This is a genomic window from Micromonospora sp. NPDC003241, assembly GCF_053589795.1.
Genome location: NZ_JBSFSO010000005.1, coordinates 117188 through 136990 on the forward strand (window position 1 = coordinate 117188; position 19803 = coordinate 136990).

Annotated in this window: 23 protein-coding genes and 1 pseudogene; 11 read left to right on the top strand and 13 right to left on the bottom strand. The window is 72.2% G+C overall.

Annotated features, from left to right (window positions below; translation table 11 throughout):
• Positions 1–2: 2 nt before the first annotated feature.
• Both ACWDVW_RS06050 and ACWDVW_RS06055 read right to left on the bottom strand, forming a co-directional pair.
• On the bottom strand, positions 3–452 hold the full coding sequence (locus ACWDVW_RS06050; protein WP_449945409.1) for a hypothetical protein: 450 nt from the start codon (positions 450–452) through the stop codon (positions 3–5).
• A 149-nt stretch (positions 453–601) separates the two neighbouring features.
• A complete protein-coding gene (locus tag ACWDVW_RS06055; protein WP_449945410.1) occupies positions 602–1450 on the bottom strand; it encodes an SDR family oxidoreductase in 849 nt (282 codons plus the stop codon).
• Positions 1451–1555: 105 nt separating this feature from the next.
• Between ACWDVW_RS06055 and ACWDVW_RS06060 the strand changes: the two genes are divergently transcribed.
• On the top strand, positions 1556–1933 hold the full coding sequence (locus ACWDVW_RS06060; protein WP_449945412.1) for a winged helix-turn-helix transcriptional regulator: 378 nt from the start codon (positions 1556–1558) through the stop codon (positions 1931–1933).
• 124 nt (positions 1934–2057) lie between these two features.
• On the opposite strand, the gene ACWDVW_RS06065 is transcribed toward ACWDVW_RS06060, so the two are convergent.
• Both ACWDVW_RS06065 and ACWDVW_RS06070 read right to left on the bottom strand, forming a co-directional pair.
• Positions 2058–2657, bottom strand: coding sequence for a ClpP family protease (locus tag ACWDVW_RS06065; protein WP_449945413.1), 600 nt, complete (start codon positions 2655–2657; stop codon positions 2058–2060).
• Positions 2658–2858: 201 nt separating this feature from the next.
• Complete coding sequence (locus ACWDVW_RS06070) at positions 2859–3518, bottom strand: helix-turn-helix domain-containing protein (protein WP_449945415.1); 660 nt, start codon at positions 3516–3518, stop codon at positions 2859–2861.
• Between the two features lie 157 nt (positions 3519–3675).
• On the opposite strand from ACWDVW_RS06070, the gene ACWDVW_RS06075 reads away from it, so the two are divergent.
• The gene (locus ACWDVW_RS06075) at positions 3676–4689 is read left to right on the top strand and encodes a potassium channel family protein (RefSeq protein ID WP_449945417.1); all 1014 of its coding nucleotides are present in this window, start codon (positions 3676–3678) and stop codon (positions 4687–4689) included.
• 23 nt (positions 4690–4712) lie between these two features.
• Here ACWDVW_RS06075 and ACWDVW_RS06080 read toward each other — a convergent pair whose 3' ends face one another.
• Complete coding sequence (locus ACWDVW_RS06080) at positions 4713–5195, bottom strand: MarR family winged helix-turn-helix transcriptional regulator (protein WP_449945418.1); 483 nt, start codon at positions 5193–5195, stop codon at positions 4713–4715.
• Positions 5196–5278: 83 nt separating this feature from the next.
• Here ACWDVW_RS06080 and ACWDVW_RS06085 point away from each other — a divergent pair, with 83 nt between their 5' ends.
• The gene (locus tag ACWDVW_RS06085) at positions 5279–5920 is read left to right on the top strand and encodes an FMN-dependent NADH-azoreductase (RefSeq protein ID WP_449945419.1); all 642 of its coding nucleotides are present in this window, start codon (positions 5279–5281) and stop codon (positions 5918–5920) included.
• Between the two features lie 68 nt (positions 5921–5988).
• Here the strand turns inward: ACWDVW_RS06085 and ACWDVW_RS06090 are convergent, their stop codons facing one another.
• The gene (locus tag ACWDVW_RS06090; RefSeq protein ID WP_449945420.1) at positions 5989–7023 is read right to left on the bottom strand and encodes a 2-oxoacid:ferredoxin oxidoreductase subunit beta; all 1035 of its coding nucleotides are present in this window, start codon (positions 7021–7023) and stop codon (positions 5989–5991) included.
• A complete protein-coding gene (locus tag ACWDVW_RS06095) occupies positions 7016–8863 on the bottom strand; it encodes a 2-oxoacid:acceptor oxidoreductase subunit alpha (protein ID WP_449945421.1) in 1848 nt (615 codons plus the stop codon). Before ACWDVW_RS06095 ends, ACWDVW_RS06090 begins: the two co-directional genes overlap by 8 nt.
• A 329-nt stretch (positions 8864–9192) precedes the next feature.
• On the opposite strand from ACWDVW_RS06095, the gene ACWDVW_RS06100 reads away from it, so the two are divergent.
• Entirely contained in the window at positions 9193–9570 is a 378-nt protein-coding gene (locus ACWDVW_RS06100; protein ID WP_396740900.1) for an NADH-quinone oxidoreductase subunit A, read from the top strand.
• Positions 9571–9576: 6 nt separating this feature from the next.
• On the opposite strand, the gene folP is transcribed toward ACWDVW_RS06100, so the two are convergent.
• Positions 9577–10446: a dihydropteroate synthase gene (gene folP, locus ACWDVW_RS06105; protein ID WP_449945423.1), complete on the bottom strand. Its 870-nt coding sequence runs from the start codon at positions 10444–10446 to the stop codon at positions 9577–9579.
• A gap of 144 nt (positions 10447–10590) precedes the next feature.
• Here folP and ACWDVW_RS06110 point away from each other — a divergent pair.
• Positions 10591–10951, top strand: a pseudogene (locus ACWDVW_RS06110) (DivIVA domain-containing protein); the annotation flags it as partial.
• Between the two features lie 439 nt (positions 10952–11390).
• Positions 11391–11888 carry an SRPBCC family protein gene (locus ACWDVW_RS06115; protein WP_449945425.1) on the top strand — a complete coding sequence of 166 codons (498 nt, stop codon included), beginning with the start codon at positions 11391–11393 and terminating at the stop codon, positions 11886–11888.
• Between the two features lie 126 nt (positions 11889–12014).
• Here ACWDVW_RS06115 and ACWDVW_RS06120 read toward each other — a convergent pair whose 3' ends face one another.
• A complete protein-coding gene (locus ACWDVW_RS06120; RefSeq protein WP_449945427.1) occupies positions 12015–12398 on the bottom strand; it encodes a PIN domain-containing protein in 384 nt (127 codons plus the stop codon).
• On the bottom strand, positions 12395–12643 hold the full coding sequence (locus ACWDVW_RS06125) for a type II toxin-antitoxin system Phd/YefM family antitoxin (RefSeq protein WP_131056284.1): 249 nt from the start codon (positions 12641–12643) through the stop codon (positions 12395–12397). The genes ACWDVW_RS06120 and ACWDVW_RS06125 overlap by 4 nt, the downstream gene beginning before the upstream one ends.
• A 108-nt stretch (positions 12644–12751) precedes the next feature.
• On the opposite strand from ACWDVW_RS06125, the gene ACWDVW_RS06130 reads away from it, so the two are divergent.
• Both ACWDVW_RS06130 and ACWDVW_RS06135 read left to right on the top strand, forming a co-directional pair.
• The gene (locus ACWDVW_RS06130) at positions 12752–13342 is read left to right on the top strand and encodes a DNA-3-methyladenine glycosylase I (protein ID WP_449945429.1); all 591 of its coding nucleotides are present in this window, start codon (positions 12752–12754) and stop codon (positions 13340–13342) included.
• Positions 13343–13346: 4 nt separating this feature from the next.
• Positions 13347–13970 carry a hypothetical protein gene (locus ACWDVW_RS06135; protein ID WP_449945430.1) on the top strand — a complete coding sequence of 208 codons (624 nt, stop codon included), beginning with the start codon at positions 13347–13349 and terminating at the stop codon, positions 13968–13970.
• A 10-nt stretch (positions 13971–13980) separates the two neighbouring features.
• Here ACWDVW_RS06135 and ACWDVW_RS06140 read toward each other — a convergent pair whose 3' ends face one another.
• Positions 13981–14772 carry an enoyl-CoA hydratase/isomerase family protein gene (locus ACWDVW_RS06140; RefSeq protein ID WP_449945431.1) on the bottom strand — a complete coding sequence of 264 codons (792 nt, stop codon included), beginning with the start codon at positions 14770–14772 and terminating at the stop codon, positions 13981–13983.
• Positions 14769–15593, bottom strand: coding sequence for a PaaX family transcriptional regulator (locus tag ACWDVW_RS06145; RefSeq protein WP_449945432.1), 825 nt, complete (start codon positions 15591–15593; stop codon positions 14769–14771). Before ACWDVW_RS06145 ends, ACWDVW_RS06140 begins: the two co-directional genes overlap by 4 nt.
• Before the next feature lie 191 nt (positions 15594–15784).
• On the opposite strand from ACWDVW_RS06145, the gene ACWDVW_RS06150 reads away from it, so the two are divergent.
• Entirely contained in the window at positions 15785–15952 is a 168-nt protein-coding gene (locus ACWDVW_RS06150; protein ID WP_013283866.1) for a DUF3117 domain-containing protein, read from the top strand.
• Between the two features lie 143 nt (positions 15953–16095).
• Complete coding sequence (locus tag ACWDVW_RS06155; protein WP_449945433.1) at positions 16096–17562, top strand: leucyl aminopeptidase family protein; 1467 nt, start codon at positions 16096–16098, stop codon at positions 17560–17562.
• Between the two features lie 28 nt (positions 17563–17590).
• On the opposite strand, the gene ACWDVW_RS06160 is transcribed toward ACWDVW_RS06155, so the two are convergent.
• A complete protein-coding gene (locus tag ACWDVW_RS06160; protein ID WP_449945434.1) occupies positions 17591–18265 on the bottom strand; it encodes an O-methyltransferase in 675 nt (224 codons plus the stop codon).
• Between the two features lie 257 nt (positions 18266–18522).
• Between ACWDVW_RS06160 and ACWDVW_RS06165 the strand changes: the two genes are divergently transcribed.
• A complete protein-coding gene (locus ACWDVW_RS06165) occupies positions 18523–19779 on the top strand; it encodes a S1C family serine protease (RefSeq protein ID WP_449945591.1) in 1257 nt (418 codons plus the stop codon).
• Positions 19780–19803 lie beyond the last annotated feature (24 nt).

The following is a 19803-nucleotide window of genomic DNA, read 5'->3' on the forward strand; positions in this document are numbered from 1 at the left end:
CGTTAGGAGCCGGGCAGGGTGCCGTAGCTGTTGCGGTAGACCTTGCCCGGCTTGGGGTGGGTGAACTTCAGGCCCGCCCACACCTCGTCCACCCGCAGGCAGGTGCTCTCGACCAGCCCGAAGTCGTAGCCGATCCGGATCACGCTCTTGAGCTCCAGGTCGGAGCCGAGCCGGCCGCCCTTCGGCCAGGAGAGCCAGAGCATCCCGCCCCTGCGCAGGTGCTCCCGCAGCACCGGGAAACGGTGCCGCATCTCCTCCTGCGTGGTGACGAAGAGGTGCAGGTAGTCGAACTCCCCGGTCAGCGTGTCGGTGACGTCCAGTTCGGGCAGCCGCAGCGCCTCGACCGCTGAGGTGGGCGCCGCGTCCAGATAGGCCCGGCTGCCCGGCTTGACGCCCATCTTCTGCGCCACCGTCCGACCCGACGTCACTCGTTCCCCCGTTGCCTGCGTCATGCCGCGACGCTAACCCGCCCCTGTGACAACGCCCCGTCCGCCACCGGCGACGAGCCCACGTCACCGCGGACGGAGGCCCGCCACCCAGGACAACGCCCCACACCAAGGACAACGGCCCGCCGCCACCAAGGGCGACGGGCCGTCCGTGGTCAGAGCGCGGTGCGGATCGCCTCGGCGAGGGTCACCGGCGGCCGTCCGATCAGCGTGGCCAGGTCGTCGCCCTCGACGTACAGCTCACCCTCGGCGGCACCCCGGTCGGCGTCGGCCAGCACCTCCGCGTACCCCTGCGGCAGCCCGGCACCGACCAGCACCTCCACGTACTTCTCCACCGGCAGGTCCAGGTAGCCCACCTCCCGGCCGCTCTGCCGGGACACCTCGGCGGCAAGCTGGCCCAGGGTGAACGCCGGACCGCCCAGCTCGTACACCCGGTTGGTGTGCCCCTCGCCGGTCAGCACCACGGCGGCGGCCTCCGCGAAGTCCGCGCGGGCGGCGGCGCTGATCCGGCCGTCACCCGCCGCACCCGCGACCCCGTGCTCCAGGTACGTCGGGAGCTGCGGGAGATAGTTCTCCAGGTACCAGCTGTTGCGCAGCAGGACGTACGGCAGCCCGGAGGCGACGATCTCCTGCTCGGTGGCGCGGTGCTCGGTGGCGAGGATCAGGCTGGACGTGTCGGCCTTCGGGATGCTGGTGTAGACGACCAGCCCGACGCCGGCCTCCGTGGCGGCGGCGACCACGTTGCGGTGCTGCGCCACCCGCCGGCCCACCTCGCTGCCGGAGACGAACATCAGCTTCTCGGCTCCGGCGAACGCGGTCCGCAGCGACTCGGGGTCGTCGTAGTCGGCCTGCCGGACGGTGACGCCCCGCCCGGCCAGGTCGGCGAGGCGGCCGGTGTCCCGGCCGAGCGCCACGATCTGCCCGGCCGGTACGCCCCGATCCAGCAACGAGGTGACGATGAGCCGGCCGAGGTGCCCGGTGGCACCGGTGACGACGATGGACATGGGTACTGCTCCCTCCACGGAAACTGCCTGACGTCGGAGGCAACCGGAACATCGGGCCTTCACTTCCCGTTGGAGAGTAGGCACCTTGAAGTGCGCCACATCCTGATGGAGAGTAATAGCGTGGAACCCGACCTGTACGACCGGAAGTGCGGCAGCCGACAGGTCCTCGACCGGATCGGGGACCGGTGGAGCGTCCTGGTGGTGCTGACCCTCGCGAACAGCCCCAAACGGTACGGCGAGCTGGCCCAGCGGATCGACGGGGTGAGCCAGAAGATGCTCACCCAGACCCTGCGTGGCCTGGAACGCGACGGCCTGGTCACCCGCACCGTGCACGCCACCGTCCCGCCCCGCGTCGACTACGAGCTCACCGACCTGGGGCACGACCTGCGGTCACTGGTCGCCGGCCTGGAAGCCTGGGCGACGGACCACCTCGCCGAGGTGGAGGCCGCCCGCGCCCGCTACGACGCCCGCCAGCAGGCGTAGCCACCCTTTCCGGCCCGCCGGTCGGCGTGCCCCTCGGGTCGGGCTCGCGGGACGGTGGTCGCTGGCGGCTCCGACCGCCGGTCCGCGTGGCCCTGCGCGCTCGGCCCGGCGGTCGGCGTGGCCGCTAGCCTGCGGTCAGGGGCGTCGGGAGGTCGGTCGCGGCGCGGACCACCTGGTCGATCAGGCCGTACTCGCGGGCCTCGTCGGCGGTGAACCAGCGGTCCCGGTCCCAGTCGCGTTGGACCTCGTCCAGCGGGTGTCCGCTGTGCTGGGCGATCAACTCCAGCATGGTCCGCTTGACGTGCAGCATGTTCTCCGCCTGGATGGTGATGTCGCTGACCGTGCCACCGAAGCCGCCGTGCGGCTGGTGCATCACCACCCGGGTGTGCGGCAGCGCGTACCGCTTGCCGGCGGCACCCGCGCAGAGCAGGAACTGGCCCATCGAGGCGGCCAGGCCCAGCGCCAGCGTCGCCACGTCGTTACGGACGAAGCGCATCGTGTCGTAGATCGCCAGTCCCGCACTCACCGAGCCGCCCGGCGAGTTGATGTACAGGTGGATGTCCCGGTCCGGATCCTCCGCCGCGAGCAGCAGGATCTGGGCGTTGATCCGGTTGGCGACCTCGTCGGTCACCTCGCTGCCGAGGAAGACGATCCGCTCCCGTAACAGCCGCTCGTACACCTGGTCGCCGAAGGTCCGCTGACCGTCGTCCAGCATCGTGACCATCTCGTCCACCTCCACCCGCCGGTGGGCGACCTCCGCCGCTCGGGAACCGGCCCGTCCAGCGTGCGCCGGTCGGGTGGCTGGTCCCCAGCACTTCTGCCCCGGGCAGATCCGCCCACGGCAGAACGGACCAACCATGTCCCCGGCGCGTACCCTCGCCGACCTCGTGAGTGCCACGCAAACGCCGTTGAGGGCGTGGGCGGATCAGCTCGACAGTGGTTGCAGGTGACGTCCGGCCGGTTCGGATGTGGCCTGGTCGGGACCGTCGTCACCCGCGCCGACCTCTGCGGTGTCGCCGAAGACGATGATGCGAAGACCGCCGCCGAAGCCGAATCCGAAGCCGTCGCCTGGTCCGGCACCGACACCACCAGCGGCGGCACCACCGGTACCGAACTCGCCGGCCAGGTGCGTGAACCCTCCGACCGCCGCCGTCCCACCGCCGCCCCGGGACCCGCCGGCCTGGCCGCTGCCGAGTGACACGGCGTCGACCAGGCTGCTGCCGAAACCGATGCCGCCGAACTGCGCGACCGGGTGGGCGAAGCCGTCCGTGCCGCGCGGGACGGAGGCGGTGGGGTTGCCACCCCGGACGGCCGGGACGTAACTGCCCTGGGGAGTGGTCGAGGCCGGCCGCTCGACCCGGCGCAACTCGTCGCGTACCTCTCCGAGCAGGTCGGACAGGGGGAGGCCGAGCGCCCGGGAGACGGCGCCGAGCACCTCGGAGGAGGCTTCCTTTCGCCCCCGCTCGACCTCGGAGAGATAGGGCACCGACACGCCGGCGGCCTCGGCCACCTCGCGTAGCGTGCGGTGCTGTCGTTGGCGCTGGCGGCGCAGCACCGCACCGATCACCCGTCGCAGCAACGTCATGCGTGGGCCTCACTTTCGCCGGTCTGCGCTGACCGTACCCATCATGCCGGGCCGACGCCCGCCGCGCCGCCCCTCGCTCCGCCACCCCGCCGTGCGGATCGGCGGGCAGGGGCTATCTTGTGGGCGTGCAGTCGACCGAGTCGGGCCAGGCCCCGCGGTGATCCACTTTCCCGCGCAGCGGCGAGGCCCGCTCAGCGCGTTGAGTATGCGGCTGGCCGCCGCCGTCGGACTGGTGCTCGCGGTGGTCACGGTGGTCTACCTCGACCGCGACGGGTACCGGGACGTCAACGAGGACGGCATCACGCTCCTTGACTGCTTCTACTACGTGGTCGTCTCGCTCTCCACCACCGGGTACGGCGACATCACCCCGGTCAGCGACTCGGCGCGGCTGATCAACGTCCTGTTCATCACGCCGGCCCGGGTGCTGTTCCTGATCATCCTGGTCGGCACCACCCTGGAAGTCCTGACCGAGCAGTACCGGACCGGCCGCCGCCTGCACCGGTGGGAGAGAAAAGTGAAGGATCACGTCATCATCTGCGGCTACGGCACCAAGGGCCGTAGCGCGGTCTCGGCGCTGCTGGAGAACGGGTTCGAGAAGTCCCGGATCGTCGTGGTGGAGCGCAACGGCGCGGCGCTGCGGCAGGCCACCTCGAACGGGCTGGTCGCCATCGAGGGCTCCGCCACCCGCTCCTCGGTGCTCAACCAGGCGCACGTACGGACCGCCAAGGCGGTGATCATCGCGACCGACAGCGACGACGCGTCGGTGCTGGTGGCGCTGACCGTACGGCAGCTCACCGCCGGACAGGTGCGGATCATCGCCGCCGCGCGGGAGGCGGAGAACGCGCCGCTGCTCAAGCAGAGCGGCGCACACCACGTGATCGTCTCGTCGGCGACCGCCGGGCGTCTGCTGGGCCTGTCGACCTCCGCGCCGCCGCTGATCGACGTGGTGGAGGATCTGCTGACCCCCGGTCAGGGGATGGCGCTGGCCATGCGCTCGGCGGAGCGGAACGAGGTGGGCCGGAATCCGCGCGAGCTGGAGTCCCTGGTGATCGCCCTGGTCCGGCGCGGCAAGGTGGTCACGCTGGCGGACCAGGCGGGCGCGGTGGTCGAGACCGGCGACATGCTGGTCCACGTACGCGACGACCGGCCCACCGCCACCACCCTGCCCTGACCCGCAGTCGCGGTCGGTAGGAGTCAGCAGAGCACGTCGGGGTCGTCCTGGATGGCCTCCGTGCAGGTCGCCGGTGCCCCGCTGCTGGCCCGCCGCAGCAGGTCGTAGAGGGTGTCCCGCTCGGCGGGATCGAGTGAGGCGAGCACGTCGTCCTCGGCGCCGGCCAGGGCGCACTCGGCCTCGTTGAGCCGTTTCGTCCCGGTGTCGGTGAGGCTGACCACGTGTCGGCGGCGGTCCTCGGGGGAGCGGCGTCGCTCGACGAGCTCCGCCGTCTCCAGGTCGTTGAGCAGCCCCACCACGTTCGTGCCGTCGAGCTGCAGGCTGCTCGCGAGCGCCTGCTGACTCATGTCGCCGGCCTCCCGCAGCACGGTGAGCGCGACCAGGTGCCGGGGGCGCAGACCGAGCGGTGCCAGCACCGACTCCGAGCGCAGCCGCATCCGGCGGGCCAGGAATTCGAGCAGGGCGCCGGAACGGCGCTCCCTGTGCTCAGCCGGCCCGGCAGTCATGTGACCGAGTTTACCTCCACCGCGAAACATTGGCCTGCTATAAATAGTTGGCGCTACACAAACCATCTGTGAGGGGTTAGCCAATGCCGCACCTGTTGCACATCGACTCGAGCATCCGGGGAGAGCAGTCGGTCAGCCGCCGGCTCACCGCCCGCGCCGCCGCCGCGTGGCAGGCCGCACACCCGGGCGGCACGATCACCTACCGCAACCTCGGTAAGGAGCCGCTGCCGCACCTCGACGAGGCGGCCGAGACGGCCCGCAGTACGCCGCCCGACCAGCGCACCCCGGAGCAGCGCCGCACCTGGGAGCTGATCGAGCAGGTGATCGACGAGGTGAAGGCCGCCGACACCGTGCTGCTCGGCCTGCCGCTCTACAACTACGGCGCGCCGAGCAGCGTGAAGACCTGGGTGGACCTGCTGATCGCGCCCGGCCTGTCGTACGACCCGGCCACCGGCGCGGGGCTGCTCGGCGACCGGGAGTTCATCGTGCTGGCCTCCCGGGGCGGCGGCTACGGCTCCGGCACCCCACGCGAGGGCTGGGACCACGCCGCGCCCTGGCTGCCGCACGGCCTGTCGATGACCGGCCTGGAGCCGAGGTTCATCGGTTGCGAGCTGACCCTGGCGCCGAGCGTCCCGGCCTTGTCCGAGCTGATCCCGCTGCACGAGGAGAGCCTCACGGTGGCCGAGCGGAGCATCGACGAACTCTGGGTGCCGGCCACGGTCTGACCTGGTACGGAAAACGGCCGGGCCGCCCCGTCAGGGGGCGGCCCGGCCGTTGCGGATGATCCGGTGGCTCAGAGAATCGTCCAGGTGTCGCCGCTGCCCAGCAGGCCGGCGAGCTGCTGCTCCGGCGTCTCGGTGACCTTGGCCTGGGCCTCGGCCACCTGCCCCTGGACCACGCTGTCGTACGACGGCCGGCGCACCGACCGGAACACCCCGATCGGGGTGTTGCGCAGGTCGAAGCCGGGCAGCCGGGACAGCGCGAAGGCGTACGCCGGGTCGTCGACCGTGGCGTCGTGCACCACGATGTCCTCCGCCGGGGTGGACGCGGTCTCGCGGACCTCCAGGCCGAAGCCGCGCGGCGGGTGCACCACGCAGAACTGCCCGTCCCTGCCGAACGTGATCGGCTGACCGTGCTCCAGCCGGATCAGGTGGTCGTCCCGGACGCCCGGGTCCTTGAGCTGCTCGAACGCACCGTCGTTGAAGATGTTGCAGTTCTGGTAGATCTCCACGAAGGCCGAACCCTCGTGCTCGGCCGCCGCGCGCAGCACCGACTGGAGATGCTTGCGGTCCGAGTCGATGGTGCGGCCGACGAAGGTGGCCTCCGCACCGAGCGCCAGCGACAGCGGGTTGAACGGCGCATCCGCCGACCCGACCGGCGTCGACTTCGTGATCTTGCCGACCTCGGAGGTCGGCGAGTACTGGCCCTTGGTCAGACCGTAGATCCGGTTGTTGAACAGCAGGATCTTGAGGTTGACGTTGCGGCGCAGCGCGTGGATCAGATGGTTGCCGCCGATGGAGAGCGCGTCACCGTCACCGGTGACCACCCAGACCGACAGGTCCGGACGGGAGACCGACAGGCCGCTGGCGATCGCCGGGGCACGCCCGTGGATCGAGTGCATCCCGTAGGTGTTCATGTAGTACGGGAAGCGCGACGAGCAGCCGATGCCCGAGACGAAGACGATGTTCTCCCGGGGGATGTTCAGCTCCGGCATGAACTGCTGGACGGCCGCGAGGATCGCGTAGTCACCGCAGCCGGGGCACCAGCGCACCTCCTGGTCGGACTTGAAGTCCTTGGCGGTGAGCTTCAGAGCGACGGGCTCAGACATTCTTCAGGACCTCTTCCAGCATCGACTCCAGCTCGGCGGCGGTGAACGGCAGGCCGCGGACCTGGTTGTAGCCGATCGCGTCGACCAGGTAGCGGGCCCGGATCACGTGGGCGAGCTGGCCGAGGTTCATCTCGGGGATGACCACCCGGTCGTACGCACCGAGCACCGTGCCCAGGTTCGCCGGCATCGGCGCGAGGTGGCGCAGGTGCGCCTGGGCCACCGGCAGCCCGCGCTGGCGCAGCGCCCGGCAGGCGGCACCGATCGGGCCGTACGTGGAGCCCCAGCCGAGCACCAGCACCCGGGCGTCGCCGTCCGGGTCCTCGACCTCGATGTCCGGCACCGGGATGGTCTCGATCCGGGCCGCCCGGGTCCGCACCATGAAGTCGTGGTTCGTCGGGTCGTACGAGATGTCGCCGGTCTTGTCGGCCTTCTCCAGACCGCCGATCCGGTGCTCCAGGCCCGGGGTGCCGGGCACCGCCCACGGACGGGCCAGCGTCTGCGGATCGCGGAGGTAGGGCAGGAAGGTGGTGCCGTCCTCGCCGTTCGGCGCGGTGGCGAACTCGACCCGCAGGTCGGGCAGGGACTCCACCTCGGGCAGCAGCCACGGCTCGGAGCCGTTGGCGACGTAGTTGTCCGACAGCAGGATCACCGGGGTGCGGTAGGTCAGCGCGATCCGCGCCGCCTCCAGCGCCGCGTGGAAGCAGTCCGACGGGGACTTCGGCGCGATCACCGCCACCGGCGCCTCGCCGTGCCGCCCGAACAGCGCCATGTTCAGGTCGGCCTGCTCGGTCTTGGTCGGCATACCCGTGGACGGCCCGGCCCGCTGCACGTCGACGATGACCAGCGGCAGCTCCAACGCCACCGCGAGCGAGATCGTCTCGCCCTTCAACGCGACGCCGGGACCGCTGGTGGTGGTGACCCCGAGCGCGCCGCCGTACGAGGCGCCCAGCGCCGCCCCGATCGCGGCGATCTCGTCCTCGGCCTGCATGGTGGTGACGCCGAACCGCTTGTGCTTGCTCAGCTCGTGCAGGATGTCCGAGGCCGGGGTGATCGGATACGCCCCGAGGAACACCGGCAGGCCGGAGCGGACCCCGGCGGCGACGAGACCGAGCGAGAGCGCGGCGTTGCCGGTGATGTTGCGGTACGTCCCGGACGGCATCTTGGCCGGCTTGACCTCGTACCGGACGGCGAAGTCCTCGGTGGTCTCGCCGAAGTTCCAGCCCGCCTTGAAGGCGGCGATGTTGGCGGCGACCAGCTCCGGGCGCTTGGCGAACTTGCGCTCCAGGAACCGCAGCGTCGACTCGTACGGGCGGGAGTACATCCAGCTCAGCAGCCCGAGAGCGAACATGTTCTTGGCCCGCTCGGCGTCCTTCTTGGACACGTCCTGCTCGGCCAGCGCACCGATCGTCATCGAGGTCAGCGCCACCGGGTGCACCGCGTACGCGTCGAGGCTGTCGTCGTCGAGCGGGCTGCTGGCGTACCCGACCTTGGCCAGGTTGCGCTTGGTGAACTCGTCGGTGTTGACGATGATGTCGGCCCCGCGCGGCAGGTCGGCGAGGTTGGCCTTGAGGGCCGCCGGGTTCATCGCCACCAGCACGTTCGGCGCGTCGCCGGGCGTGAGGATGTCGTACTCGGCGAAGTGCACCTGGAAGCTCGACACACCCGGCAGGGTGCCGGCGGGTGCCCGGATCTCGGCCGGGAAGTTGGGCAGCGTGGAGATGTCGTTGCCCAGTTGCGCGGTCTCGGAGGTGAACCGGTCGCCGGTCAGCTGCATGCCGTCGCCGGAGTCACCGGCGAACCGGATGACCACCCGCTCCAGCTGGCGGATCTGCTTGCTCACGGCCGCACCCCGCTCCGTCGTGCGTGGCCCGCTCGGCTGAACTGGATGGTGACCTCGCCTTGCCCGGCCACGAGACCTCCTTGACGCGCCGCTGCACCGGCCGTCCGCGAAAGGTCCGGCCCGCCTGTCATTCCTCACCCAGAGCCTACGTCGGATCGAGGCTCCGCCTGCCCCGGAGGTCCGCCGACTGGGACTGGATTGTGGGGGTCTATGCGGCCCCTTGGGGGGTTTCGCCCGGCACGCCGTAATCCAGATCACCGCCCAATCCGGGCGGACCGCCAGGGATTGACCCGACCCGCCGACGGTTTCCGCCGGTAGGCTGAGCGATCGTGACCGGTTACCTGGGCTCGTACGCGACGCTCGGGCTGTTGCTGCTCGCCGGCGTCCTCTTCCTCGTCGTCGCCTTCTCGGCCAACCGGGTGCTGCGCCCGGCCCGCCCGGCGGACCCGCCCGGCAAGCGGGCCAACTACGAGTGCGGTGTCGACCCCGTCGGCGGCGACTGGGCGCAGATGCAGATCCGCTACTACGTCTACGCCTACCTGTACGTGCTGTTCGCGGTCGAGGCGGTGTTCCTCTTCCCCTGGGCGGTGGTCTTCGACCGGCCCGGCTTCGGCCTGGTCACGGTCGTGGAGATGGCGATCTTCGTGGCCATCCTCGCGCTCGGCCTGCTGTACGCCTGGCGTCGCCGGATCCTCGACTGGACCTGACCCCGGTCAGGCCAGCCCGCGCCGGGTCACCGTGGGCGGGCGGGTGCCCCGGATGGACGCCACCATGTCCAGCACGCGGCGGGTCTGGCGGACCTGATGGGCCCGGAAGACCCGGGCGCCCAGCCACGCGGAGACCGTCGTGGCGGCGAGCGTCCCCTCCAGCCGCTCGGCGACCGGCAGGTCCAACGTCTCGCCGACGAAGTCCTTGTTCGACAGGGCCACCAGCAACGGCCACCCGGTGTCGGCCAGCTCACCGAGCCGCCTGGTGATCTCCAACGAGTGCCGGGTGTTCTTGCCGAAGTCGTGCGCCGGGTCGATGAGGATCCCGTCGGGGCGTACCCCGAGGGACACCGCCCGCTCGGCGAGCCCGGTCACCGTCGTCACCACGTCGGCCACCACGTCGTCGAAGGCCGCCCGGTGCGGCCTGGTCCGTGGGCTCAGTCCTCCGGCGTGCGAGCAGACCAGCCCGGCCCCGGTCCGCGCGGCGACCCGGGCCAGCGCCGGGTCCGCACCCGACCAGGTGTCATTGAGCAGGTCCGCACCGGCGGCCACCGCCTCCACCGCCACCTCGGCCCGCCACGTGTCGATGGAGATCACCACGTCCGGGAAGGCGGCCCGGACGGCGGCGATGGTGTCCACCGTCCGTCGGATCTCCTCGGCCACGTCCACCTCGGCACCCGGCCCGGCCTTCACCCCACCGATGTCGACGATCTGCGCGCCCTCGTCCACGGCGCGGGCCACCGCCCGCAGCGCGCTGTCCGCCTCGTACGTCGCGCCCCGGTCGAAGAAGGAGTCCGGAGTGCGGTTGACGATCGCCATCACCACCAGCTCGTCGGGACCGAACGTCCGTCCACCGAGCCGCAGCTCCCCGGCCACGCCGCCTCCTCCATCGCCGTACGCCGCCGGCCGCTCACCCGGCCGCCGACCACGACGCTATCCCGCGCCAGGTCACGGGCACCGTCCGGTACGGCGCGCCGGGTGGGGTCGCTCCGGGGCCGTCGACATGCCACGATCAGTGGTATGGGTCAGCTTCTGCTCCTGCTGGTCGTGGCGGTCGCCGTCGCGGCGGTGGTGTTCGGGGTCACGGTGCTGGTCACCGGCCGGGATCCCGGCCTGGTGCCGGTCGAGGCGGACGGGCGGGCGGTGCCGCTGCCCGGCGACCGTCCGCTGCGCGAGTCGGACGTGGGCGAAGTGCGTTTCGACACCGCCCTGCGTGGATATCGAATGGCCCAGGTCGACCAGGCGCTGCGCCGGGCGGCGTACGACATCGGCTACAAGACCGAGCTGATCGGGGTGCTGGAGGCAGAGGTGACCGCGTTGCGCGACGGGCGGACGGCCGAGGCCGACGCCCTGCAGCGCGCCCGCGAGCAGTCCGTGGGCCTGGCCACCGGCCCGGCCCCCGACGTCACCCCGCCCGCACCCGACCCCTCCACCCCGTCGGTCTCCGACATCACCGTCACCCCGGCGGAACCGGATCTCTCCGCTACTCCGGCGAACGCCTCCTCGCCCGCTGGCACCGCTGCCCCGTCCAGTTCGGCCACGTCCGGTACCGCCGCGTCTGCCGCGACGACCGCCAAGGACCTGCCGACTGCCAAGGACGCGCCGACGACCGCCCCGGCGACGACCGCCCCGGCGGGCGGCCAGGGCGACGCCGCGACCAGTGGTGGCCAGAGCGCGGCGACCGCGCCGACCGGCGTCCAAGGCGCCACGGCGGCCGATGATCGGCAGGGCGCCGGACCCGCCGGGGCAACAGACCGCACGTCGGACGACGACGCGTCGGAGGCCGAGCCGCGCGGGCCGGTGGTCCGCTCGGAGTCGGCGTGAGCGATCCGGAGGGGCAGGACGATCTGCGCCAGGCGGCCCAGCCGGGCGCCGGTGAGGTCACCGCGACCGTGATCGTCGATGCTCCCGCCGAGAAGGTCTTCGCGGCCCTGCTCGCCTGGGAACGGCAGTCCGACTGGATCCCGTTCACCAGAGTGCGGGTGGTCGAGGGCGACGGCGGCGAGGGCAGCCTGGTCGAGGCGGTCACCGCGCTCGGCCCGGCGGTGCTGCGGGACAAGATGCGGGTCGTCCGGGTGGACGCGCCGTACGAGATCGGTGTGGTGCACTGCGGCACCCTGCTGCGCGGGCCCGGCGTGCTGCGCTGCACCCCGTTGGCGGGCGGGCGTACCCAGGTGGTCTGGCACGAGTGGTTCCACCTGCCCGGCGGCACCGCCGGGAGGGCGGCCTGGCCGGTGCTCTGGCCCGGCTCGAAGTTCAGCCTCACCCAGGCGCTGCGCCGGTTCGCCCGCCAGGTCGAGCAGGGCCGCCTGCCCTGACCCCGGTGCACCCCCGATCGCTGAACCGCCTCGCGATGTCTGGCGGCGCAGTGGGCGCTCAATCTGTTCCGAACTGAGCAGACCCGCGCGCACCACGAGCTTCCTTGCCAGTGGGCGGTGTGTAGATCAGATCTTGTGGATCGTGATGAGGTCTTCGAGACCTGCGAGATCTTCGGCGTTGCGGGTGTACACGGCGGCGTCATGGGCGTGCGCAGTTGCCGCGATCAGCAGGTCCATCACCCTGGCTCGCGGTTGGCGGCCGGTCTCGACGACGCGTGCGGCCAACCGTGCGTAGCTGTCGGCGACCACTTCGTCGATGGGAAGTGGATCGAATCGACGTTGGATGGTGCTCAGCCGTGCCAACCGGAGTGCCCTCGCCTCGGCGGTTTTCGCGACCAGGACACCGAATTGGAGTTCGGCGAGGCTGGCGACGCTGATGGCCAGCTCGCCGGGAATCGGGGTTACGTCGGTGGCGATAAGGATGCTGGTGTCGAGGATGCCGCGACTCACCTCTCGACCCACGGATCGGTGATGGCGTCGTCGAGCAGGTCCCGATCGCCCGCCCACCCTGGGTCCGTGGGCTGGTCGAACACGCCGGCAAGGTCGTCCCACTCGCGCCAGGTGCGAGGACTGACGGGGCCGAGCACGGCTGCCGGTCGGCCAGCGACGGTGATCGTCACACGTTCGCCCGCCTGCGCCCGACGTACCAGGTCGCTGGCGTTCTGCCGCATCTCCCGCAACCCCACCTCATGCATACGGGCACTGTAGCACATGTGCTACCTGCCCCCGAGGGTCGATCAGCACCTCGCTGCGGCCGATCCTCCGGGCCGCGACGGTCACACCCGCGACGTAGCCTCGGGGCCGTGACTGAACTGGTGATCGGTGCCGACGGGCTGGCCCGCTGCGCCTGGGGGGCGAGTACACCCGACTACGCGGTCTACCACGACACGGAGTGGGGCCGCCCGCTGCACGGCGACGACGCGCTCTACGAGCGGATGACGCTGGAGGCGTTCCAGTCCGGGCTGTCCTGGTTGACGATTCTGCGCAAGCGTCCGGCGTTCCGGGCGGCCTTCGCCGACTTCCGGATCGAGGCGGTGGCCGGCTACGGCGAGGCCGACGTCACGCGGCTGATGGCCGACGCGGGCATCGTCCGCAACCGCGCCAAGATCGAGGCGGCGATCGCGAACGCGCGGGCCGCGTTGGAGCTGCCGGAGGGGCTGTCGGCGCTGCTCTGGTCGTTCGCGCCGGCCGCCGACCGAGACCGCCCCACCGCGCTGACCGGGGTGCCGGCGTCGACCGACGCCTCCGCCGCGATGGCCAAGGCGCTCAAGCGGCGCGGCTTCCGGTTCGTCGGCCCGACCACGGCGTACGCGCTGATGCAGGCGACCGGGATGGTCGACGATCACCTGGCGGGCTGCCACGTCGTGGCGACCCGGGCGAACGTGATGAGATGAGGACATGACGACCGACACCGCGCACCGGCGCAACGGCGTGAGCCACGCGGAGGGCACCGGAGCCTGGGCGGTGCTGCTGCCGCCCGGCAGGTACGACGCCGAGCGGCTCGTGCACCACGACACGCTGGAGCTGACCGGCCTGGACGACCGCCGCCTGCCCGGCCCCGGCGATCAGATCGCGGTGCTGGCCGACGAGCCGCCCCGGCTGGTGGCGCTGGGCCGGGTCGCCGTGCCGACCGGGCACGCTCCCGACGACCCGGAGGACCCGCAGTCCGACCGGGGGCCCGACGCGCTGGTGGTCACGTACACCCGGCGGGCCTTCGACGAGCCGGTGCCGGCGGAGACGCTGGCCCTCGACGGGCCGGTCACCCCGCTCGACCCGGTGACCTTCCGCGAGTTGGCCGACCGGCTCGGCCCGGCGCCGCAGCGGCGTACCTGGCTGGTCAGCCTGGACCTGCCGATCGAGGCCGACTCGCCGGCCGAGGCGGTCCGGCTGTTCTGGGCGTACGTGCAGGAGTTGGGCCCCCGGGAGCTGCCCGCCTTCGTCTCGCCCTCCGGCGACGAGTTGGCCATGCAGGCCTTCGTGCTGGGCGCCGAGGCGAACCAGGACCCGGAGGAGGACGACTGACCCGTCCGGGTCAGCGTCCCTCGAAGACCGGCTTCTGCTTGTTGACGAAGGCCACGGTGGCCGCCCGGTGGTCGGCGGTGCCGCCGCAGATCGCCTGCGCCTTCGCCTCGGCGGCCAAGGCGTCGGCCAGCGTGCCGGCGTCGGCGACGGAGAGCTGACGCTTGATCGCCCCGTAGGCCACGGTCGGGCCGGCGGCGAGTCGGGTGGCGAGTTCCTGGGCGGTGGGGAGCACCTGCTCGTCGTCGTCCAGCAGCCGGGTGAGCAGGCCCAGCCGGGCAGCCTCGTCGGCGCGTACCGGCTCGGCCAGCATCAGCAGCTCGACGGCCTTGGCGTGGCCGACCAGCCGGGGCAGCGTCCAGGACGCGCCGGTGTCGGCGGCGAGCCCGACCTTGGCGAACGCCATCAGGAAGCTGGTCGACGGCCCGCCGACGCGGAAGTCGGCGAGGAACGTCAGCGAGGCGCCCGCGCCGGCGGCCATGCCGCGTACCGCCGCCACGACCGGCTTGGTCAGGTTGGCGAGCCGGGTGGCGATCGGGTTGTAGTGCAGCGCCACGGTGTCCAACGGCCGACCCGCGCCCTCCTGGAGGGTGGTGACGTGCTCGCGCAGGTCCTGGCCGGCGCAGAAGTTCCCGCCGGCACCGGCGAGCACCACCGCGCGGACGCCGCGGTCGGCCTCCAGCTCGGCGAGCGTGTCCCGGAGCGCCTCCTTGAGCGCCACGTCGAGCGCGTTCATCGCCGTCGGGCGGTTCAGGGTGAGCGTGGCGACGGCGTCGGTGCGGTCGACGAGTAGCGGCTCTGTCACGTGTGGCGACCCTTCTGTCGGGCGATCCGGTGTCCTCCGTCGAGGCACTGTTCGACGTACCGGTCGGCGGCCGGCCGGAGCCGGGCCGCGTGCCGGTCGAAGAAGCCGGCCGCGGCGGTGCCGGGCCAGCGTTCGGGAAGCAGCGCCGGCGGTAGCTGCGGGTCCCGGAACAGGAAGGTACGCCACGCGTGCACCAGCCGGAACCGGGCCGCGTACGCCTCCTCGTCGCCGCTACGTGCGGAGACTCCGCTCAAGAGGTTGCGCTGCTCGGTGACGAACTGCTCGTACGCCCGGCCGATCTCGGCGAGGTCCCAGGCCCGGCGGACCAGGCCCATCGCGCCCGGCGTGCCGGCGGCGTGCGCCGCGCTGAACCGCTCGAACCGGACGCCCGCCTCGCTGAGCAGCAGGTCGACGTCCTCGGCCGGGCGGGTGGCCACCCAGGTCTGTTCGTCGAGCGTGCCGTAGCCGAGATACCGCAGGTTGGCGGCGAGGCGCTGGCGGTCACGTCGGGCCGTCGGCGCGTCGAGCACCAACAGGTCGAACCGGCCGTCCCAGGTGACCCGACCGGTGCGGTAGATCCGGGAGGCCGCCTCGTCCAGCCGTCGGGCCGCCTTGGGTGTGATCGAATAGCCCGGTCCGGAGGTCAGTTTGACCGGTTCGAGCCACCCCTGACGGACCATGCGGGAGACCGCCGTCCGTACGGCGGGTGGGGCGATCCCGAGCGGCGCCAGCAGCTTCACCAGGGCGGCAACGGGTGCGCGGCCACCCCGGGGTCGAAGGTGGTCGCCGTACAGGTCGAAGAGTGCCGACCGTGCCTGCATGACCGCACATTGTGACAGGCCATCTCGCGATAAGCTAGATGCTGTTACATCAATGCTGCTTCGGTTTGGGTCCGGCGGTGTTCATCAGGGAAAATCGTTGGTCGACACCTCCCGTGCGCATTGCGGGTGGTCATGGCGAAGTGGCTGTGGGGCAACCCACCGACCCTGGTGTAGGTCTGAGGGGAGACAACATGGCGGCGATGAAGCCGCGGACGGGCGACGGTCCGCTGGAAGTCACCAAGGAGGGCCGGGGCATCGTCATGCGGGTCCCGCTGGAGGGCGGTGGCCGGCTCGTCGTCGAGATGACTCCCGACGAGGCGACGGCGCTCGGTGACGCGTTGAAGGCGGCCGCCGGCTGAAAGAAGGCCGGTTCGTCGGCGACGCTCGCCGCCGCGGACGGTTCGTCACACCCTGAGCCACCGGCTGAGCCGGTGGCTCAGGGCCTTCACACCATCTCGCCGGGCAGTCGCCCCGCGATCGTCCCCAGGAGGTACGGCTCCGCGTGCTCGCCATCCGTCTGACCGCCGAGCCGGACCGGCTCGACGTCCTGGTCCTGCCCGTCCGACCCGGCAACGACGACGACACGTCGGCCGAGCCGGTGCCCACCGGGGCGACGCTGCCCACGGGGGTCGCCGACGAGGCTGCCGCGCTGGTCGCGCCGGCCCGGGTGACCGGTCGACCCGGTCAGGTCCACACCCAGGTGCGGCCGGGTGGCACCCCCGCCCGGCTGCTGCTGCTCGGCGTGGGTGAGGCGGACGAGGCGGCCTGGCGTGCGGCGGGTGCCGGACTGGTCCGGGCAGCCCGAGATGAGACTCATATCACAGTGGCGTTGCCGACGGAGGTCTCGCCCGAGGCGGTGCGCGGGCTGGTCGAGGGCCTGCTGCTCGGCTCGTACCGCTTCCGCCTCGGCGACGACGCGGACGCCCCGACGCTGACCGGGGTCGACCTGGCGGTCACCGACCCCGACGCGTACGCGCAGGCCGTCGCGACGGCCCGGACCACCGCCGAGATGACCCGGCTGGCCCGGGACCTGACCAACACGCCCTCCTCGATCAAGAACCCGGAATGGTTCGCCGCCCAGGTCACCGACGCCGCCGCCGACCTGCCCGGACTCCGGGTACGGGTACGCGAGCCGGAGCAGTTGGCCGCCGAGGGGTTCGGCGGGATCCTCGCGGTGGGCGGCGGCTCGGCCAGCGGCCCCCGCCTGGTCGAGATGGACTGGCACCCGGCCGACGCCCGGACCCACGTGGTGCTGGTCGGCAAGGGCATCACCTTCGACACCGGCGGCATCTCGATCAAGCCCGTGCCGGCGATGAAGCTGATGCGCAAGGACATGGCCGGGGCGGCGGCCGTCGTCGCGGCCACCCTGGGCGCGGCGGCCCTGCGGCTGCCGGTCCGGATCACCACGCTCACCCCGCTGGCCGAGAACATGGTCAGCGGCTCGGCGTTCCGCCCCGGCGACGTCATCCGGCACTATGGCGGCCTGACCAGCGAGACCACCAACTCCGACGCCGAGGGCCGGCTGGTCCTCGCCGACGTGCTGGCGTACGCCGTGCAGGAGCTCAAACCGGACCTGCTGATCGACCTGGCCACGCTGACCGGGGCGAACGCGGTCGCGCTCGGCACCCGCATCGGCGCGCTCTACAGCGACAACGACCAGTTGGCCGCAGACCTGCTGGCGGCCATCGACACGGCCGGTGAGTCCGCCTGGCGGATGCCGCTGGCCGCCGACTACGTCGAGCACCTCGGCAGCGACGTGGCCGACCTGCACAGCGCACCGACGCAGGGGGCCGGATCGGTGCTGGCCGCGCTCTACCTGCGCGAGTTCACCGGCGAGCTGCGTCAGCAGTGGCTGCACATCGACATGTCGGCGCCGTCGTGGTGCGACCGCGACGACGCGGAGCTGACCCGGGGCGCCACCGGCTGGGGCGTACGCGGCCTGCTGCGCTGGCTGGCGACCCTCTCCTGACCGACGGCTCGGCGGCGGTGCGCGCGAATCAGCAGCGCACCGCGGCCAGCAGCCCGTGCCCCACCGGCAGCATCGCCGGGATCCAGTGCTCCGACTCGCGGATGGCCTTGATCGTCTCGCGTACCGTCACCGTCTCCGCGTCCCGGGCGGCCGGGTCACCGATCCGGCCCCCGGCCAGCGTGCCGTTGAGGACCAGCACCCCGCCCGGCCGCAGCAGCCGCAGCGCGGCCTCCACGCAGGCGGTGAAGCCGGTCGCCTCGGCGTCGACGAAGACCAGGTCGTACGCGCCGTCGGCGAGCCGGGGCAGCACGTCCAGCGCGCGTCCGGTGATGATGCGGGTCCGACCGGCGACGAAACCGGCCTCGGTGAAGATCCGGCGGGCGATCCGCTGGTGCTCCACCTCGACGTCGATGGTCGTGAGTACCCCGTCGGACCGCATCCCGCGCAGCAACCAGACGCCGCTGACGCCGGTGCCGGTGCCGATCTCGACCACCGCCCGTGCGTTGCCGGCGGCGGCGAGCAGGCGCAACGCGGCGCCCGCACCCGGGGTGACCGCGTCGAGTCCGACCTCCCGGGCGAGGCTGCGGGCGGTACGCAGCACGAGATCCTCGGTGACGTACGACTCGGCGAACTGGAGAGCCGGGTTCGTCGAACTGCCGGAACCGGCGACCGTGGCGATGGGACACCTCCGGGCGGCGAGCATGATGCGCAGGGCGGGTGGGCACTGTGACTCTAGAGGCGGCCCGCCACCGGCGCAGCCGCGCGTCCACCCGCAGTGACAACCGCTGACCCCATACGGCACATCCGTGCAATCCTGGAAGCGGTATCCCGTCGACGGCATCGGGGCGGCGTCCGATCGCCGGATCGCGGGACACCGGGGGACGGACTGGGAGGCACCGAGTGACCGACGGCTGGGACTGGCGCCAGCCCGGCGCGAGCGGCGTACCGGCGGGACAGCCGGTGCCCGGAACTCCGCCGGCAGGCTCGTCGGCACGCGAGGGCGCCCCGCCGGGCGCCTCACCGTGGTGGTCCGACGCGCTCAGCGACCCGTGGCGGGACCCGAACGCTCCGACGGCGGTGGTGCTGCCGGCGGCACCGGTCGCCGGTGCAGAGCCGGAACGGGTCACCGACCCGGACGCGCCCGGGCGCCCGAAACTGCACCAGATGCTGCTGGTGCCCCTGCTGGCCGCGTTGCTCGCCGGCACACTCGGCGGTGCCCTCGGGTACGCCTTCGCGGTCCGTGGCGGCGCGGCCGGGCCGGTGCTCGGCGCCGCGCCCGGGACCGCCCCCACGCTCGCCCAGCGCCCGCCGGAGTCGCTGGCCGGGGTGGCCGAGCGGGTCCTGCCCAGCGTGGTCACCGTCCGGGTGGCCGGGGTGGGCGGCACCAGCGAGGGCTCCGGCTTCATCGTCAGCACCGACGGACACGTGATCACCAACGACCACGTGGTGGCCGGTGGCAGCGGCAAGGCGTCGGTGGTCTTCAACGACGGCAGCACCGACTCGGCGACCGTGGTGGGTCAGGACCCGGAGTCCGACATCGCCGTGATCAAGGTCTCACGTACCGGCCTGCGCCCGGTCGAGTTCGGCGACTCCGACGCCCTGGCGGTCGGCGACCCGGTGCTGGCCTTCGGCTCGCCGCTGTCGCTGGCGAACACGGTCACCTCGGGCATCGTCAGCGCGCTGGACCGGACCATGCAGGCCGGCGAGCCGGGCGGCCCGACGCGCTACTACGCCGCGATCCAGACCGACGCCGCCGTCAACCACGGCAACTCGGGTGGTCCGCTGGTCGACGCGGCGGGACGGGTGATCGGCGTCAACTCGACCATCAAGTCCCTGGTGGCGGACGGCCAGGAGGCCGGCAACATCGGTCTCGCCTTCGCCATCCCGATCAACCAGGCGAAGCGGATCACCCAGGAGATCATCGGCACCGGCAAGGCCCGGCGTACGGTGATCGGCGCTCAGGTGGGTGGACCCGGCGCCAACACCGGCGGCTCGGGTGTCCGCCTCGCCGCGGTGGAACCGGCGGGGCCGGCGGCCGGCGCCGGACTCCGGGCCGGCGACGTGATCCTGCGGCTCGACGGCCGACCCATGACCGAGCCGACCGACCTGATCGCCCTGGTCCGCAAGTACGCCCCGGGCTCGGTGGTGACCGTCGAGTACCGGCGGGGCAGCGACCAGCAGAACGCCTCGGTCACGCTGGCGGCGGATGCGAAGTGACCTCGCAGAACCCCTTCTGGCCGG